Below are 14,699 nucleotides of genomic sequence, written 5' to 3'. Positions count from 1 at the left end.
GAAAAGACCAGCGGCGGGATCAGGGGAGGAAATGCGTTGGATACGTCCGCACCCAACGGCGCACCCGTCTCGGAGCAGACGACGCCGGCGACGATGAACGCCGCTGGGCCGATCCACGAACTGGTCGGGAATGTCTGCGCCGGTCTGATCGGCTATGAAGGAATGGTCGAAAGGCTGGCGATCGGTCTGCTGACCGGTGGGCACCTGTTGATCGAAGGACCGCCGGGACTTGCCAAGACGCGGGCGGTGAAGCGCTTGGCGTCGGGTTTGGAAGGCAGTTTCGCGCGTATTCAATGCACGCCGGATCTGATGCCGGCCGACGTTACCGGCACCCAGGTCTTTCGGCCGGACAAGGGCGATTTCGAGTTCGTGAAGGGGCCGATCTTTCATGCGCTGGTCCTGGTCGACGAAATCAACCGCGCCCCGCCGAAAGTGCAATCCGCCCTGCTGGAGGCCATGGCCGAAGGGCAGGTGACGGCAGGCGGCGCGACCCAAGCCCTGCCGCCCTGCTTCATGGTGGTGGCGACCCAGAATTCGATTGAGCATGAGGGGACCTTTCCGCTTCCGGAAGCGCAGCTCGACCGATTCCTGATGCATGTGCTGCTGACGCTGCCGGATGCAACGACCGAAATGTCGATCCTGAACCTCGTCGAAAGCGAGGCGACCCAACCGCTGAAAATCGAAGCGTTGACGAATTCGGACCATATTCTCGCCGCCAGGAAGGAGGTTGAGACCGTTCATCTTTCCCCGGCCTTGAAGGACTACATCGTCCGCCTGGTGATGGCGACACGGGAAGGTTCCCCAATTCCGGCGGTCAGCGATGCGATCGAACATGCCGTCTCGCCGCGCGGGACATTATCTCTCGCGGCGTCTGTCCGGGCCCGGGCCTATCTGCATGGCCGCGACTACGGGGTGCCGGAAGATGTCCAGGCATTGGCGCCCGACGTCCTGGCGCATCGGATCATCCCGACGTGGCGGGCGACGGCGAACGGCGATACGGCGCGCAGTCTGGTAGCCCGCCTGCTTGAAGATGTGAAACCGATCTGAGGGGACGTGGCTATGGACTGGCATGGCCACCCCGGCGCCACGGTAGATGCGGACCGGTTGATCGGGCTTCGCGCCTTGGCGCAATCGTCATTGCCGCGTCTCGCCGAAACCGGGAGGCCCGGCAGTCATGCGGGCCGCAAGCGCGGCAGCGGGTTGGACATCCGCGATATCCGTCCCTATGCGGATGGTGACGACTTCCGACACATGGATGCGATGGCGACGGCCCGGACCGGTAAACCGCATGTGCGCACGTTTCATGAAGACCAGGACCGCACGGCGATGTTGGTGGTCGATTTCCGACACACCATGCTTTGGGGAACCAGGGGGCGGCTGCGGTCGGTTCTTGCCGCGGAACTGGCGGCGCTCGCCGGATGGCGGATGCTGAGTGCCGGCGGGCGTGTCGGGATGCTCGCTTTTTCCGACCGCGACTCCGTCTTCCAACCGCCGCGGGAAAGGGATACGGCGATGGTGCGCATTGCGGGGTCGCTCGCACAGGCGCACCGCCAGGCATTGGATGCCCTGGCGGCGGGGGACCGTGTCGCTGGGGTTGGGTTGGAAGCGCATATCGATCGGGTCGCGCGGCTTGTCCCGCGCGGCGCGACCGTCGTCCTGGCAACCGGCCTGGATGACGGCGAGGGCGTTGCAGAACAAGCCATACGACCGCTGCTGCGTCTGGCCCGCGTAGAGATATTCCTGATCCGGGATGCCTTCGAACGGGACCCGCCGCAACGCAACCTGCCGTATTTCTCCGAGGACGGCGTGCTGCGTTGGGGCGCTTTTACCAAAGACGAGAAATCGACGGAAAATCGGATCCGAGCCCTGCGTGATATCGGGGCGACAGTTCGAGTCATCGACTCGGATACGGTGTTGGAAGAAGTGGCGGAGGAGTTATATGCCGACGCCCGCTGAAATCGTCGACAAACTCCATCCACCGCGTCTGCCGACCGCGTTCGCGGAACTGACCTGGCAGGACGGATGCGCGGCCTTCGGGATCGGGCTAGCGCTGGGTATAATCCTGTATCTTCTTCTGCGTCCGTTTCTCGCCCGACGTATGACGGTCCGTGAACAAATCGGCCGGGAGCTGGAATCGCTTCGCACCCTGTCCGCGTCGGACAGACTCGTCCGACAGGCGCGGCTCTGGTCGGAATTGCGGGCCGCCGTGCCGGACGAACAGGATACCAACCCCGTTTGGCGGCAGGATCTGTACAAACCTGGCGCGGATATCGACCACGAGGCGCTGGATGCGGAAATCCTGCGTTTGGCCGGAAAACGGGGCCGCTAGCATGTGGAGCCTGGCCGAACCGCTCGCCCTATTGTTGCTTCCCCTGCCTTTTCTGGCCCGGTTTCTGTTTTCGCCGCGCCGGCGGGACAGCGGCGCCGTCTTCGTGCCGGCTGCCATCGCCAACGCCATGGCAGAGGCCGGGAATACCGGCTATGCCGCCCATATGCGACGGGCTCTCCCGTCAATCCTCTGGGTTCTTTTGGTTCTTGCCCTGGCCGGGCCGCGCATGCTGGGCACCAGCGACGCTATTCCATCCTCGGGCCGGGATATCGTCTTGGCGCTCGACCTTTCGGGCAGCATGGAGAAGGAAGATTTCAGCCTGGACGGGCAGACCCTGACCCGCCTGCAGGCCGTTCAAAAAGTGAGTTCGCATTTCGTCCGCCGTCGCGTCGGTGACCGGATCGGATTGGTGATTTTTGGCGACCGCGCCTATTACGGCTCGCCCCTGACCTTCGATACCGTTGCGGTCGCCCGTGCGATCGAGGAAGCGGTCATCGGTATCTCAGGCCGATCCACGGCGATCAGTGACGGCTTGGGCCTGGCGGTCAAACGTCTGGCGAAATCAGACGCTCCCAGTCGGGTGGTCATTCTGCTTTCCGACGGGGTGGATACGAAGGGAACCGTTTCCGCCATCGATGTGGCGGGGCTTGCCGAGAGACACGGGATACGGGTCCATACCATCGCGCTCGGACCAGAAGACCTTGAGACCGCCCCCAAAACGCGCGATGCGGTCGATACGAAAACATTGCGGGAGATCGCGGAGGAAAGCGGCGGTCAAAGCTTCCGCGTCAAGAATATGAGCGACCTTACCGCGGTGGCGGACGCCCTCGATGCATTGGAGCCTAGCCCGACCTTGCAGCCGCCGCTCGAAATCCATCACGAATATTGGACGATCCCGGCGACCGCCGCCCTGATGTTGGCCGTGGTCATCGCCTTCATGCGAAGGACGGTGGAATGAGCGGGGCTGTCGACCTGTTCCAGGATGTCTGGCTGCTGCGGGTCTATTGGCTGGCGGGCCTGCCTGTTCTGGTTCTGCTGTTCCTGTGGCTGCGGCACAAACGCGGCGGGCTCGCCGGCTGGAATGCGGTGATCGATACCGCCCTGATGCCGGTACTGACGGCGCTGGGCCACGTGGCCTATCCGCAATCCCGTTGGGGGCATCTGGCGCCGCTGTCTGCCGCGGCCCTTCTTTGCCTCGCCTTGAGCGGGCCTGCCCGACAGAATGACGACGCACCCTCTTTTCAGAATCTGGACGGCATCATGCTGCTGATGGATATGTCGCCGTCAGTTGCCAAAGGGGGCAATCTGGACGACGCGCAAGCCGCGGCCGCTTACCTGCTGGAGCGCGTTGGTGCGCGGCCCGTGGGTTTGATCCTCTATACCGGGGATCCCTTCCTGGTCAGTGCAATGACCATCGACACCGCAACGCTGGAAGGTCCCATCGCCGTTCTTGATGTGGAAACCATGCCCAGCGTCGGCAGTCGGCCGGAACGCGCGCTCGGCATGGCCCGTGGCCTTTTCAAGGAAGCAGGTATCCTATCCGGCGACGTTGTGTTGATTTCCGACGGTGGTGGATTGAACACGGCCGCATTGCAGGAAACCATCGACATCGCCAAGGAAGGCGGACGGGTTTCGACCATCTTCATACCGCCCGCGCCAGAGGTCGCCGATGCCAATCCGGAAATGCCGCCACCCGATGAACAGGCCTTGGAGCAATTGGCCGACGCTGGCGGTGGATTGGCGATCGACATGAAAGGTCTGCCCGATCTGTCCGGTGCACTGCGGGGATCACGGACCGAACATCTGGCGAAATCGGAACTGGCACCGCTGTTGTTTGACGATCTGGGACGATATCTCGTGCTCTTTGCAATGATCCCTGTTCTTTTTCTGTTCAGGAGGGGGCGGTGATGCGGCGGTTTTTCCTGCCGGCCCTGATCGTGCTGTGCGTTGCCTCACTCTGGGTGGCGGGTCCGCAGTCGCTTGGCAAGATCGCTCTGTTGCTTGGGCAGCATTCTCTGGCGGCGGAGCTCTTGGAAGAACCGGGTGCCCGAGGGGTGGCGCTGTATCGCGCCGGCCGTTACGAGGAAGCGGACGCGGCGTTCGAGGAAGCCGGCCGGTCCGTGACGTATAACCGAGGCCTCTCGCTGGCGGCTACCGGCAACTACAAGCTCTCCGTCGCCTATTTCAACGCCGTTCTCTTTGCCCGTCCGGAAGATAAGGAGGCGGAGGAAAACCGCGACATCGTCGGTGCCATGCTGACGCCGATAATTGGCGATGGACGGGGGACCGGCCGAATTGCCGCCCTGGCCGCCAGAAGGAAGAAGCATCCGGAAGACGACGTGCTGCCCGGCCTTGCCAACCAATACAAGGTCCGCCGCAAGACCCGGGCACGGAGCACGATCGCCAGCGACGAATGGCTGGAAACGCTTTCCGATGAGCCGGGCGAGTATCTGAAAAAACGGTTGGAGGCCGAATACGACCGGCGCAAGGGCCTCGGGCAGGTCGTGCGCGAATGGGGGCATGGATGGTGACGCGTCCGAACCAATTCTCGGAGTACCTCCTTTCGATCGCCCTGATGGTTCTTCTCACCGTCGGATGGTCGCTACCGGCTTGGGCGCAGGACGGCACGGCGGAACTCTTCATCGAGTTGGAGGAACCGGACCGGAAGCCCGTGGTCGGCGAGATGGTCCTGTTGACGATCCGCGGCGTCTACGACGTGGTGATCACACTTGAAAAAATGGAACTGCCGCGTGTCGAAGGGTTCGATTGGGTTCAGATCGAAAACGACGATTGGAGCCGGGAACAGGTGGACGGCAAGGAAAAGAGCGTCATGCGCCGCCGGATCGCCCTGTTCCCGAAAGAGGCAGGGGACCTCACCGTCGGGCCCTTCGTTCATCGCCTGACCGTCCAACCCCGCGCCGGCGGGCGCATCAAGATGGACATCAAGGCGGAACCGATCACCCTCTCGGTCTCGCCCTATCCCGGCGGGGCGGATGCCTGGCCCTTTTCCGCCAGGCTATTGGAGTACAGCGACGAGTGGAGCGACGACCCGTCCACCTTGGGGGACGGCGATACCGTGACCCGCACGGTGACTCTATCCGCGTTGGGCGTCGTGCCTGAACTGGTGCCGCCGCAACCGCTGATGCGGGCCTATTGGCTGATCACCTTTTCCCCGCCGGAGCAGCGGGAACTGATCCTGACGGAAAAAGGGCCGATCACAAAAGTTACATGGTCTTGGGAGATGCGACCCATAACCGGCGAGCCCGGCGTGATCCGCGAATACAAAATCCCGTGGTTGAATACAACAACCCGGGAAATGGAGATGATCGAGCTTCCGGCGGCTCCCTTCGGCTATGCCAGTTTCGCCGAAAACAAGAACGCCTTGGCGTTGACCGCCGCGGATCAGGGCCCGGCCTTGGCCGCAATCGCGCTGGCCGGATTGGCCGCGGCGGGAATGCTATTGTTCGGAAGTCTTACCGCGGGACCCGCCTTGCGCTGGGCCACTATTCGTCGGGTCGCACGGCACAATCTGGCGAAGGGGGCGATGATGCTCGCCGCCATCCGGAAGGACCCCGCGGCCCTGCGTCGGGCGACGGGCCTGTTCCTTGCCAGCGCACCGAAACCGCCGAATGAGGAGCAGACCGGCGCCCTGGGAACGCTCGACTTTGTGATCTTCAGTAGCAAGGGGAACAAGGACGGCTTCGACTATTTTCAGTATGTCCGGTGTTTCTGGACGCCGCTCGGCTGACTTCGTCGTCAACCCACCTTCAAAATTTCGCCGAAACTGTTGGTGTCAGACGCAGGCGCCACGACCGGAATTCGGATCGTGAAGGCGGTGCCCTGACCGGATTTACTCTTCAGCGCGATCGTCCCGCCGAGAACGGTTCCGACCGTTTTGTGAACGATGTACAGGCCCAAGCCTGTTCCGCCCTGGCCGAGAGCGGTCGTGAAGAACGGATCGAAGGCCTTTCGGACTACCTCCGGCGTCATGCCGTTGCCGTCGTCCTTCACCAGGATCGTGACCGTATCGTCCGCGGGCTGTTCCACCTTGATGGTGATTTTACCACTATCCCTTTCCTTGAACGCATGGATGGTGGCATTTTCGACAAGGTTGGAAACGATCTGCCCCAACTCGCCCGGATAGCTGTCGACCCAAATCGTGGTCGGCGCGTCGATTTCCAGGGTCGCGGGGCTCTTCTTCAGCAACGGGGTCAATGTCAGGGCGACTTCGTCGAGCAGTTCCTTCAGGACAACCTTGCGACGGCGCGATGCCGTCCGGTCGGCCGAAATTTCCTTGAAGCTGCGGACCAGATCGCTCGCCCTGATCAGATTGTTTTCCGCAATTTCCACACTCATCGCGACGGTTTCCAGGAACTTGTCCAGGTCCTGTTGCCGGGCTCCGTTGGCAAGCCTTTCCTGAAAAGTCTCCAGCCTGGCTGCAAGGGTACTGACGGCCATGCGACCATTACCGAGCGGGGTGTTCAATTCGTGCGAAATGCCCGCGACCATGCGGCCCAGCGCCGCCACCTTCTCGGATTGCAGCAGTTCGTCGCGCGCCTGCTCGATTTCAACGACGGCCTTCCTAAGGTCCTCGTTGGCCTTTGTGAGTTCCTCCGTGCGGTCGGCGACGCGTGCCTCCAGCCCTTCATTGAGGTCGCGCAATTCCTCTTCCCGTTTCGATATGGCGTCGGACATCGCCTTCAAATGGTCGGACAGCGTGTTCAGTTCCTCGATCCCGCCATGCGGCCAATGCGTGGGTCTTTTTCCCGCCGCGATTTGTCTGGCCAATTCGGTCACGCGCCCGACGGGCTTTGAAATACGACGAACCCAGAAGGGCGCCAACAGCAATCCGAAGACTGCGGTACCCAGGGCGAAAGCCAGGACCGTGTAGATGATTTCCCTGAGATCGGGATTGGCCAGTCCTGCCGGAACGCGTCCGACAAAAAGCCAACCAAGCTTGTCGGAATAACTTGCGGATACGTTGTACAGCTTTCCGCGTAGTGTCATCTGTTCAGGCTGTTCGACGCCGGCAAAACCCGCTTGGACGATTTCCAGGTTCGCCAGGTTCATCAACTGGGACGTCGTGCCGGAGGTATCGGCGACGACTTCGCCCTTGCTGTCGATGATCCAGTAGTCGAGATGCCCTTTGTCGCGAAAGACGTTTCCGACCGCGACGATGGTGTCCAACGGCACTTCCACGATCATCGCTTCCTCGCCGTCGAGCGGGATGGCCAGTCCCACGGTCACGGCACCGGTGATGGCCGAAATATGTTTGTCGCTCCAGGTCGGTCCGGATGCCGCACGCGCAGCTTTCAGAAGGGGGTAGGCCGAAAGATCGACGCCCTCCAACTCATTTTCGCGTTCGACATTGGCGCCCGCGAGCGTGGCGAGTTTCAGCCTGGAATCCGACCCGACGATAAAGATCGCGCTGTATCGCGACTGCAGCGCCGTTTGCAAAAAGGGGCGTATGTTATTACCCGGGTTCGACTCGTAATACTCACCGATCAGGATGACCTCCCGGGTCAGGTCCGCGAGGAAGGTTTCCACGCGCGTCGCCATGGTTTCGCTGGCGCGTCCCGCGTATTGCAGGTTCTCGCGGGAGAATTCGGTGATGACATACGCAAGCAGGGCGGACCCGACGACCGCCAAGGTGATGATGATCGTGCTAAATTGAAGTAGAACGACGGACGTTCTAAGCCTCAATTCGGGTAGCAGCCTCATTGCTGGACGAAACTTCCATCCTTGACGGTCACGAAGAATGCCCGCCTTTCGGCATCACCGTATTTGTTGAATTTCAACGGCTGTTGCAGACCGTCCAGAACCGGTAGTCGAACTAGATTGTTCTTCAGTTCTTCCGGGTCCTCATCCTTGGCCAGGGCCGCAAACAACATGGTCGCGGCGTCGTAGGATGCAACGCTCGCGAAGCCCGGCGGACGCTGGAATCGTTCTTCGTAGGCGTTTTTGAATTTCAGATACCGCTCCGACTGGTTGTTCCGGTCGTAGGATTGGACCATCTCGATCCCTTCGATCGCTTTGCCGCCCAGTTGCAGCAAACGCTCAGAAGCCGCCCATTCCGCCGCCACGATCAACGTATCCGTATCCAGTTTTCGGATTTGCTGTGTCAATTGCGCGGTATCGACGCTGTTGGCGATCAGCAGGAAGGCGTCAGGACTGTTTTCCGTCAGCTTGCGCGCCGTGCTGGAGTAACCTTGATCGGAATTGGCGTCGAACAGAACCGGCTGGACGCTCACCTCGCCCAAGGCTTCGAAAGCGGATCTGAACTCGTTGAGCCAGCTTTCGGAAAAGACCCGGTTGTTGGCGTCGACCGCCGCCGAGACGCGACGTATACCCAAGTCATAGTAATGTTTGGCATAGATCCGTGCATTGTCGCGTGTCGACCAGTTTATCCGGAACAGGTAATCATCCAGATCGACGAATTCCAAGGACGACGCCGTCGGCGAAATGGTGACGAGTTTGAGTTGGTTTATCTCCGGAAGCAGACCTGCGGTGGTCGAGCTCAGGTTCGTCCCGATGATGGCGACGACGCCTTCCTCATGGGCCTTGCGGGCCGCTTCAGCCGCGGTTTCAGGACGGCCTTCGTCATCGAGTGGGATAAGTGAGATCGGGCGGCCGTCAATCCCGCCGGCCTGGTTGATCTCGTCGGCGGCGAGTTGAACCGCATTGCGCGAGGCTTCGCCCAGGTCTGCGGAGCGTCCGCTCAACCCGACGACGATACCCACCTTGATCGGCTCCGGGTCGCCACAGGCAGCCAGGAGAGACAGTGTCGCGACAGCAAAAGAACGGAAGGCGTATTTGCCAAGGGTCAGTTTCGTCATTCTTGTCCACCGCTATGAATTTATTATTGAATGACGCCTGGGCTCCTGCCCTAGGCGTCAATTTGTCTTGGTGAGGCTCCCCGGCGGGAAAATCAGTTGCGCCCGGGTACCGCTTTCCTCGGAAGAGTCGATTTCCAGGCTGCCGCCATGCGCCTCTATGAGGGTTTTCGTCATGACTAGGCCGAGGCCCAAACCGCCGCGCCCCGCGATATACGGATCGTCCGGAACCGCGAGTGGGTCGTTGAGTTGTTCGAGAAGCTCCGGGCTGATCCCGACCCCGTCATCGATAACGGTCAGGACCAATCCTCCCTCCCCGGTCGGGCGCGCGGTTACCCGGACCTTGCAACCCGATGGATTGTGCTGCACCGCGTTCGAGATCAGGTTCGACAACATGTTTTGGACCGCTTCCCGATCGGCGTGAAGCATCAGGCCGGCACGGCTTCCTGTTTTCTTCGCATCTTTCCTGGTGCTGGATTTCACGAGCTGATCGCCGGTTGCCAAACCGGACAGTTCGGAAATAAGCGCACGCAGATCGAAAGCTTCGTGAACCATGGGCCGGCTGCCGCCGCTTTCGGAAAAGCGAAGAACCCGTTCCACCATCTCCTGCAGGTGCCTGCCTGAGGTGACGATATCCCAGGCATATTCCTTGTACTTTTTCGTGCCGACCGGGCCGAGGGCCTCCAGGGCGATCATCTCGGACAGGCCGATGATGCCGTTCAACGGGGTTCTGAATTCGTGGCTGACATGGGCAAGGAAGTTTGTTTTTGCCTTGCTCGCCTTTTCCGCCAGGACCAGTGCGTCCTGCAATCTCTCGGACTGGTCCTCCAACCGGACGATGTCCCGAAAGGACCTCAGCGCCGTATACAGGGTCGCGGTCAGCTTGCCGACCGTCATCTGGCTCTTTTCGCGGTAGTCGTTGATGTCGAAGTTTCGAACGACTTCCAGCTCCGGCGCATAGCCCGGTTGTCCGGTCCGCAGGACGATGCGAACCCGGCTGTTGGCCAGTTCGTCGCGAACCCAACGAACATAGTCCAGGCCGGCATTCTCGGTTTCCATGACGACATCCAGCAGAATGACCGCCGTATCGCCGCGCTGCCGCAGAATATCCTGCGCTTCCTTGACCGAGTAGGCGCTGATCAACTCAATTCTACGGTTCTCAAAAACGAAGTCGTCCAGGGCGAAACGGGTCGATTGATGGACTGACTTGTCGTCATCCACGATCAGAACCTCCCAGGGTGGGGATTCAGTTGCCTCGCCTGTAACGCTGAGCGATTCCATGACTAAAACGGGTCCTTCAGAATAAGAATTGGCAGGGTGTACCATTCTTGAGCCTATTCCTAGACCAATGCGGCTTACCATAAGGTTAACAGGAAAAGCTAAATTAAGGGGAGGATCATGATGCCCTCAAGCGGGGGCATCCGGGCCACAAGGCATGTATCGGCCCGCGGCAATGCATCAGCAGCGCCCGCCCGCCGATTTCAACGGCGCGAACCCCAAAGTTCAGTTCTTGAATGTGCGGAAAAGTGGCGGAGAGAAGGGGATTCGAACCCCTGAGGGGCTTCCACCCCAACACGCTTTCCAGGCGTGCGCCTTAAACCACTCGGCCATCTCTCCCCGGTGTGGACGCGTTCCAAGGGTTTCCCCTGTCGCGACGGCGGCGGAACCTAACCGACCGTGACGGGGTGATCAAGCCTTCCTCGCATCGATTTCGTCATTCCCCGGCAATTGGGGTGCGGAACGCCGTTTCGCGCCGTGTGGTCGGCGCTTATGTCTCTTAGCGCATCGTTTCGATGGACGGGATTTTGATCTTTGCCAACCCCATGATACTCTTTTGGAAACAGAGCTTCCTCAGGGAGGCAAAAACCCGTCCGGGGGGGACTGGGTTGGGGCGGATACCCGGCGGGTGTCGGCCCCGTTATTTTGCGGGGCGCCAATTTTCATGCGGGGGCGTTAGTAAGCGGGTACGGGATTCCACATGGTTGTATTGAGGATTGTGCAATGGCTGTTCTTCCTGCTGGCCTTCGTTTTCCTGGGCCTGGGTATCTGGCTGTGGCTGGCCGGTGAGGACATAACGAAGGCGGCGGGCGCATTATGGTACGCCTTGGATGTAAGCAGTCTGAACCTCGCCCAGGTGATCGTGCAGCGGCACCTGCATCTGCCTGCCCTCTGGGACGACGCCATCGTTCCCTATCTGCTTCAGCGGCCAGCTTGGGAGAGCATTCTCTGGCTGTTCATCGGGCTGATGGTGCTGGGCGGGCTGGTATCCCTTATTGCCAGGCGGCCGAGACGGCGTCACAGCTTCCGTAACGAGTGACGCGTTTCGCCGGCTTCAATCGGGCAGAGAGCAATCCGGAATAGAAGGGGCGTCAGTTGTCGCCCATTTTCAACGCCTCCAGGAAGGCCGATTGCGGGATGTCGACCTTGCCGAACTGCCGCATGCGTTTTTTACCTTCCTTCTGCTTTTCAAGCAGTTTCCGCTTCCGCGAAACGTCACCGCCGTAACATTTCGCCGTCACGTCCTTGCGCAAGGCGCCCAGGGTTTCGCGCGCGATGACCTTGCCGCCGATCGCGGCCTGCAGGGCCACCTTGAACAGCTGGCGCGGAATCAGGTCCTTCAGCCGCCCGCAGATCGCCCGGCCCCGAAACTCGGCCTGGGACCGGTGCACGATCATGGCCAGGGCGTCGACCGGGTCGCCGTTTATCAGGATCGACACTTTCACCAGATCGCCTTCCTTGTAGCTGTCCAACTCGTAATCGAAGGAGGCGTAACCGCGGCTGACGGATTTCAGCCGGTCGTAGAAATCGAAAACGACTTCGTTCAGCGGCAGGCGATAGACCGCCATTGCCCGCGAGCCGACATAGGTCAGTTCGATCTGCTCGCCGCGCCGTTCCGTGCATAGTGTCAGCACAGGGCCCAGGAAGTCGTCCGGCACCATGATGGTCGCCTTGATCCAGGGTTCCTCAATGCTCTCGATGATCGTCGGGTCCGGATAATCCGCCGGATTATGCAGCTCGATCATCTTCCCGTTGCTCTGATGAATTCGGTAGACGACCGACGGTGCCGTGGAGATCAGATCCAGGTCGAATTCGCGATTCAACCGTTCCTGAATGATCTCCAGATGCAGCAGGCCCAGGAAGCCGCAACGGAAGCCGAATCCCAGGGCGGCGGAGCTTTCCATTTCGTAATGGAAGCTGGAATCGTTCAACGCCAGTTTGCCCAAGGCTTCGCGTAGTGTCTCGAATTCCGAACTGTCCACCGGGAACAGGCCGCAGAAGACGACCGGGACCGAGGGTTTGAAGCCCGGCAGGGGCTGGTCCGTCGGGCGACGGTCTTCCGTCAGGGTGTCACCGACCTTGCAATCCGAAACGGTCTTGATGCTGGCGGTGATGAAGCCCACCTCGCCCGGGCCCAATTCGTCTACCACAAGACCTTTCGGCGTCAGCACGCCGACGCGGTCCACCTCATGGGCGGCGCCGGTCGACAGCATGCGCAGTTTCATCCCTTTGCGGATCACGCCTTCGCGGACGCGGAGCAGCGCGACCACGCCCAAATAGGCGTCGTACCAACTGTCGACAAGCAAGGCGCGAAGTTTCGGGTTCGGCTCGTCCGACGTCTTCGGTGCCGGCAGCCGTGTGACGATCGCTTCCAGCACCGCGTCGATCCCCATACCGGTCTTCGCGGAAATTTCCAGCGCGTCGCTGGCGTCGATGCCGATCACGTCCTCGATCTGGGCCTTGACCCGTTCCGGTTCGGCGGCAGGGAGGTCGATCTTGTTCAGGACGGGAATGATCTCGTGATTGTTCTCAATGGCCAGATAGACATTGGCCAGGGTCTGGGCCTCCACGCCCTGGCTGGCGTCGACGACCAGCAGGGAGCCCTCACAAGCCGCCAGGCTGCGGGACACTTCATAGGAAAAGTCCACATGCCCGGGGGTGTCGATCAGGTTGATCGTGTATTCATGGCCGTCCTTGGCCGTGTATTTCAGCCGGACCGCCTGCGCCTTGATGGTAATGCCGCGCTCGCGCTCGATATCCATGGAATCGAGAACCTGCTGCTTCATCTCGCGGTCGGTCAGGCCGCCGCATTGCTGAATCAGCCTGTCGGCCAGGGTGGATTTCCCATGGTCGATATGGGCGATAATCGCGAAGTTACGAATTCGGGCGATATCTGTCATCGCGGGTCGGTATTCCAATTCTTCTATGGGCAGCTTGTCCCGGCACCGGTCGGCCGGCAAACATTCCCTGAAAACACTGTATTTAGAGGCGGCGCACAATAGTGCCAGCCCTTGGAATCCGCAATCTCCTCCTCAACGTCGCAAGAAAGGCGTGCGCGGAGCATTTCGGACTGATACAGCAAGACCCCATCATGATGCTCTTCGACACAATTATTCGACCCTTTCTGGCGCGCCTTGATCCGGAAACCGCGCACCGGTTGACGATCCGTGCGCTGAAAAGCGGCTTTGGACCGACCGCCGCCGATCAGGACGACCCGCGTCTTGCGATTCGTGTACTCGGCATGGAGTTTCCCAACCCGATCGGTCTGGCCGCCGGATTCGACAAAAACGCCGAGGTTTACGGCCCCATGGGCCGGATCGGGCTTGGTTTCGTCGAGGTCGGCTCCATTACGCCCTTGGCTCAGCCTGGTAATCCGAGGCCGAGGCTTTTCCGCCTGCCGGCCGATCGGGCGGTGATCAACCGCATGGGTTTCAATAACGATGGCGCCGAGACGGCGCGCATGAACCTGGAGCGGCGCGGTGACCGGTCGAAACCGGGTGCGATCGTCGGCGTCAATCTGGGCAAGAACAAGACCAGCGAGGACGCCGCCGCCGACTATGGGACCGGAACTGCAAAACTGTCGGAATTTGCCGATTATCTGGTCGTGAATGTCTCTTCACCCAACACACCGGGGCTTCGCGCGCTGCAGAGCACGGATGAATTGCTGCGGATCATCGAGGCGGTGAAGGCCGCGAAAAAACCGGGCTTGTCTGGTGTGCTGCCGCCGGTCCTGGTGAAGGTCGCGCCCGACCTGACGGATGAAGATATCGCTGATCTGTCGGCGTTCGCGCTGACGGGACAGGAGCACGGCCTCGTCGACGGTCTGATCGTATCGAATACCACGATCACCCGTCCGGATGACTTGAAGGATAAAGCGGTTGCCGGTGAGGCGGGAGGTCTGTCGGGCCGGCCGCTCTTCGCGCGATCGACGGAAGTGCTTCGTGATTTCTACCGCCGAACCGAAGGCCGCGTGCCTTTGGTTGGGGTCGGCGGCGTCTCCAGTGGGGCGGATGCCTATGCGAAAATCCGTGCCGGGGCCAGCCTCGTTCAGCTTTATACGGCGCTTGCCTATGACGGGCCCGCACTGGTGGCGACGATCAAGCGGGACCTGCTGGCGGCCATGGTGTCGGATGGTTTCACGCGGATCGGCTCCGCGGTGGGTGCCGACCATCGCTGACCTTGGGCGCGATGCGCAGATCCGTGCCGCTCTCTCTTGCTGCCCTGGCCTTGCCGCCGTACCCTGAAGCGGATTTTGACGA

13 protein-coding genes and 1 tRNA gene are annotated in these 14,699 nt (G+C 61.0%); 9 read left to right on the top strand and 5 right to left on the bottom strand.

Going from position 1 to position 14,699, the window contains the following annotated elements; all coding sequences use genetic code 11:
• Positions 1–36 precede the first annotated feature (36 nt).
• From ACQK2G_RS19740 to ACQK2G_RS19710, 7 genes are read left to right on the top strand one after another with little or no spacing between them, the layout of a single operon-like run.
• Positions 37–1,047 (top strand): AAA family ATPase, encoded by a 1,011-nt coding sequence (locus tag ACQK2G_RS19740; protein WP_425406749.1) that lies wholly within the window; start codon positions 37–39, stop codon positions 1,045–1,047.
• 12 nt (positions 1,048–1,059) lie between these two features.
• Positions 1,060–1,956, top strand: coding sequence for a DUF58 domain-containing protein (locus ACQK2G_RS19735; RefSeq protein ID WP_425406748.1), 897 nt, complete (start codon positions 1,060–1,062; stop codon positions 1,954–1,956).
• On the top strand, positions 1,940–2,329 hold the full coding sequence (locus ACQK2G_RS19730) for a hypothetical protein (protein ID WP_425406747.1): 390 nt from the start codon (positions 1,940–1,942) through the stop codon (positions 2,327–2,329). Before ACQK2G_RS19735 ends, ACQK2G_RS19730 begins: the two co-directional genes overlap by 17 nt.
• 1 nt (position 2,330) lies before the next feature.
• A complete protein-coding gene (locus ACQK2G_RS19725) occupies positions 2,331–3,287 on the top strand; it encodes a VWA domain-containing protein (protein WP_425406746.1) in 957 nt (318 codons plus the stop codon).
• Positions 3,284–4,237, top strand: a complete 954-nt coding sequence (locus tag ACQK2G_RS19720; RefSeq protein WP_425406745.1) for a hypothetical protein — start codon at positions 3,284–3,286, stop codon at positions 4,235–4,237. Before ACQK2G_RS19725 ends, ACQK2G_RS19720 begins: the two co-directional genes overlap by 4 nt.
• Positions 4,237–4,860 (top strand): hypothetical protein, encoded by a 624-nt coding sequence (locus ACQK2G_RS19715; protein ID WP_425406744.1) that lies wholly within the window; start codon positions 4,237–4,239, stop codon positions 4,858–4,860. The genes ACQK2G_RS19720 and ACQK2G_RS19715 overlap by 1 nt, the downstream gene beginning before the upstream one ends.
• Entirely contained in the window at positions 4,854–6,077 is a 1,224-nt protein-coding gene (locus tag ACQK2G_RS19710) for a hypothetical protein (protein ID WP_425406743.1), read from the top strand. The genes ACQK2G_RS19715 and ACQK2G_RS19710 overlap by 7 nt, the downstream gene beginning before the upstream one ends.
• An 8-nt stretch (positions 6,078–6,085) precedes the next feature.
• Here the strand turns inward: ACQK2G_RS19710 and ACQK2G_RS19705 are convergent, their stop codons facing one another.
• From ACQK2G_RS19705 to ACQK2G_RS19690, 4 genes are all read right to left on the bottom strand, one after another.
• A complete protein-coding gene (locus ACQK2G_RS19705; protein WP_425406742.1) occupies positions 6,086–8,050 on the bottom strand; it encodes a sensor histidine kinase in 1,965 nt (654 codons plus the stop codon).
• Positions 8,047–9,165, bottom strand: coding sequence for an ABC transporter substrate-binding protein (locus ACQK2G_RS19700; RefSeq protein WP_425406741.1), 1,119 nt, complete (start codon positions 9,163–9,165; stop codon positions 8,047–8,049). The genes ACQK2G_RS19705 and ACQK2G_RS19700 overlap by 4 nt, the downstream gene beginning before the upstream one ends.
• Before the next feature lie 57 nt (positions 9,166–9,222).
• Positions 9,223–10,443 carry an ATP-binding response regulator gene (locus ACQK2G_RS19695; protein ID WP_425406740.1) on the bottom strand — a complete coding sequence of 407 codons (1,221 nt, stop codon included), beginning with the start codon at positions 10,441–10,443 and terminating at the stop codon, positions 9,223–9,225.
• Positions 10,444–10,689: 246 nt separating this feature from the next.
• Positions 10,690–10,779, bottom strand: a tRNA-Ser gene (locus tag ACQK2G_RS19690).
• A gap of 361 nt (positions 10,780–11,140) precedes the next feature.
• Between ACQK2G_RS19690 and ACQK2G_RS19685 the strand changes: the two genes are divergently transcribed.
• Positions 11,141–11,479, top strand: coding sequence for a hypothetical protein (locus ACQK2G_RS19685; RefSeq protein WP_425406739.1), 339 nt, complete (start codon positions 11,141–11,143; stop codon positions 11,477–11,479).
• 52 nt (positions 11,480–11,531) lie between these two features.
• Here ACQK2G_RS19685 and lepA read toward each other — a convergent pair whose 3' ends face one another.
• Entirely contained in the window at positions 11,532–13,340 is a 1,809-nt protein-coding gene (gene lepA, locus ACQK2G_RS19680) for a translation elongation factor 4 (RefSeq protein ID WP_425406738.1), read from the bottom strand.
• A gap of 191 nt (positions 13,341–13,531) precedes the next feature.
• Between lepA and ACQK2G_RS19675 the strand changes: the two genes are divergently transcribed.
• Positions 13,532–14,617, top strand: coding sequence for a quinone-dependent dihydroorotate dehydrogenase (locus ACQK2G_RS19675; protein WP_425406737.1), 1,086 nt, complete (start codon positions 13,532–13,534; stop codon positions 14,615–14,617).
• The last annotated feature ends 82 nt before the right edge of the window (positions 14,618–14,699 follow it).

This window comes from Hwanghaeella sp., assembly GCF_965227365.1.
Taxonomy (GTDB): Bacteria; Pseudomonadota; Alphaproteobacteria; order UBA8366; family Aestuariispiraceae; genus Hwanghaeella.
The sequence above is the reverse complement of the archived record's forward strand: the minus strand, read 5'-3'. Positions and strand labels throughout refer to the sequence as shown.

Bases quoted from the DNA above. Each gene is read 5' to 3' on its own strand.
- ACQK2G_RS19725 (WP_425406746.1), top strand. From the start codon at position 2,331: ATGTGGAGCCTGGCCGAACCGCTCGCCCTATTGTTGCTTCCCCTGCCT.
- ACQK2G_RS19675 (WP_425406737.1), top strand. From the start codon at position 13,532: ATGATGCTCTTCGACACAATTATTCGACCCTTTCTGGCGCGCCTTGAT.
- ACQK2G_RS19705 (WP_425406742.1), bottom strand. From the start codon at position 8,050: ATGAGGCTGCTACCCGAATTGAGGCTTAGAACGTCCGTCGTTCTACTT.
- lepA (WP_425406738.1), bottom strand. From the start codon at position 13,340: ATGACAGATATCGCCCGAATTCGTAACTTCGCGATTATCGCCCATATC.
- ACQK2G_RS19730 (WP_425406747.1), top strand. From the start codon at position 1,940: ATGCCGACGCCCGCTGAAATCGTCGACAAACTCCATCCACCGCGTCTG.
- ACQK2G_RS19720 (WP_425406745.1), top strand. From the start codon at position 3,284: ATGAGCGGGGCTGTCGACCTGTTCCAGGATGTCTGGCTGCTGCGGGTC.
- ACQK2G_RS19700 (WP_425406741.1), bottom strand. From the start codon at position 9,165: ATGACGAAACTGACCCTTGGCAAATACGCCTTCCGTTCTTTTGCTGTC.
- ACQK2G_RS19735 (WP_425406748.1), top strand. From the start codon at position 1,060: ATGGACTGGCATGGCCACCCCGGCGCCACGGTAGATGCGGACCGGTTG.
- ACQK2G_RS19695 (WP_425406740.1), bottom strand. From the start codon at position 10,443: ATGGAATCGCTCAGCGTTACAGGCGAGGCAACTGAATCCCCACCCTGG.
- ACQK2G_RS19710 (WP_425406743.1), top strand. From the start codon at position 4,854: ATGGTGACGCGTCCGAACCAATTCTCGGAGTACCTCCTTTCGATCGCC.
- ACQK2G_RS19685 (WP_425406739.1), top strand. From the start codon at position 11,141: ATGGTTGTATTGAGGATTGTGCAATGGCTGTTCTTCCTGCTGGCCTTC.
- ACQK2G_RS19715 (WP_425406744.1), top strand. From the start codon at position 4,237: ATGCGGCGGTTTTTCCTGCCGGCCCTGATCGTGCTGTGCGTTGCCTCA.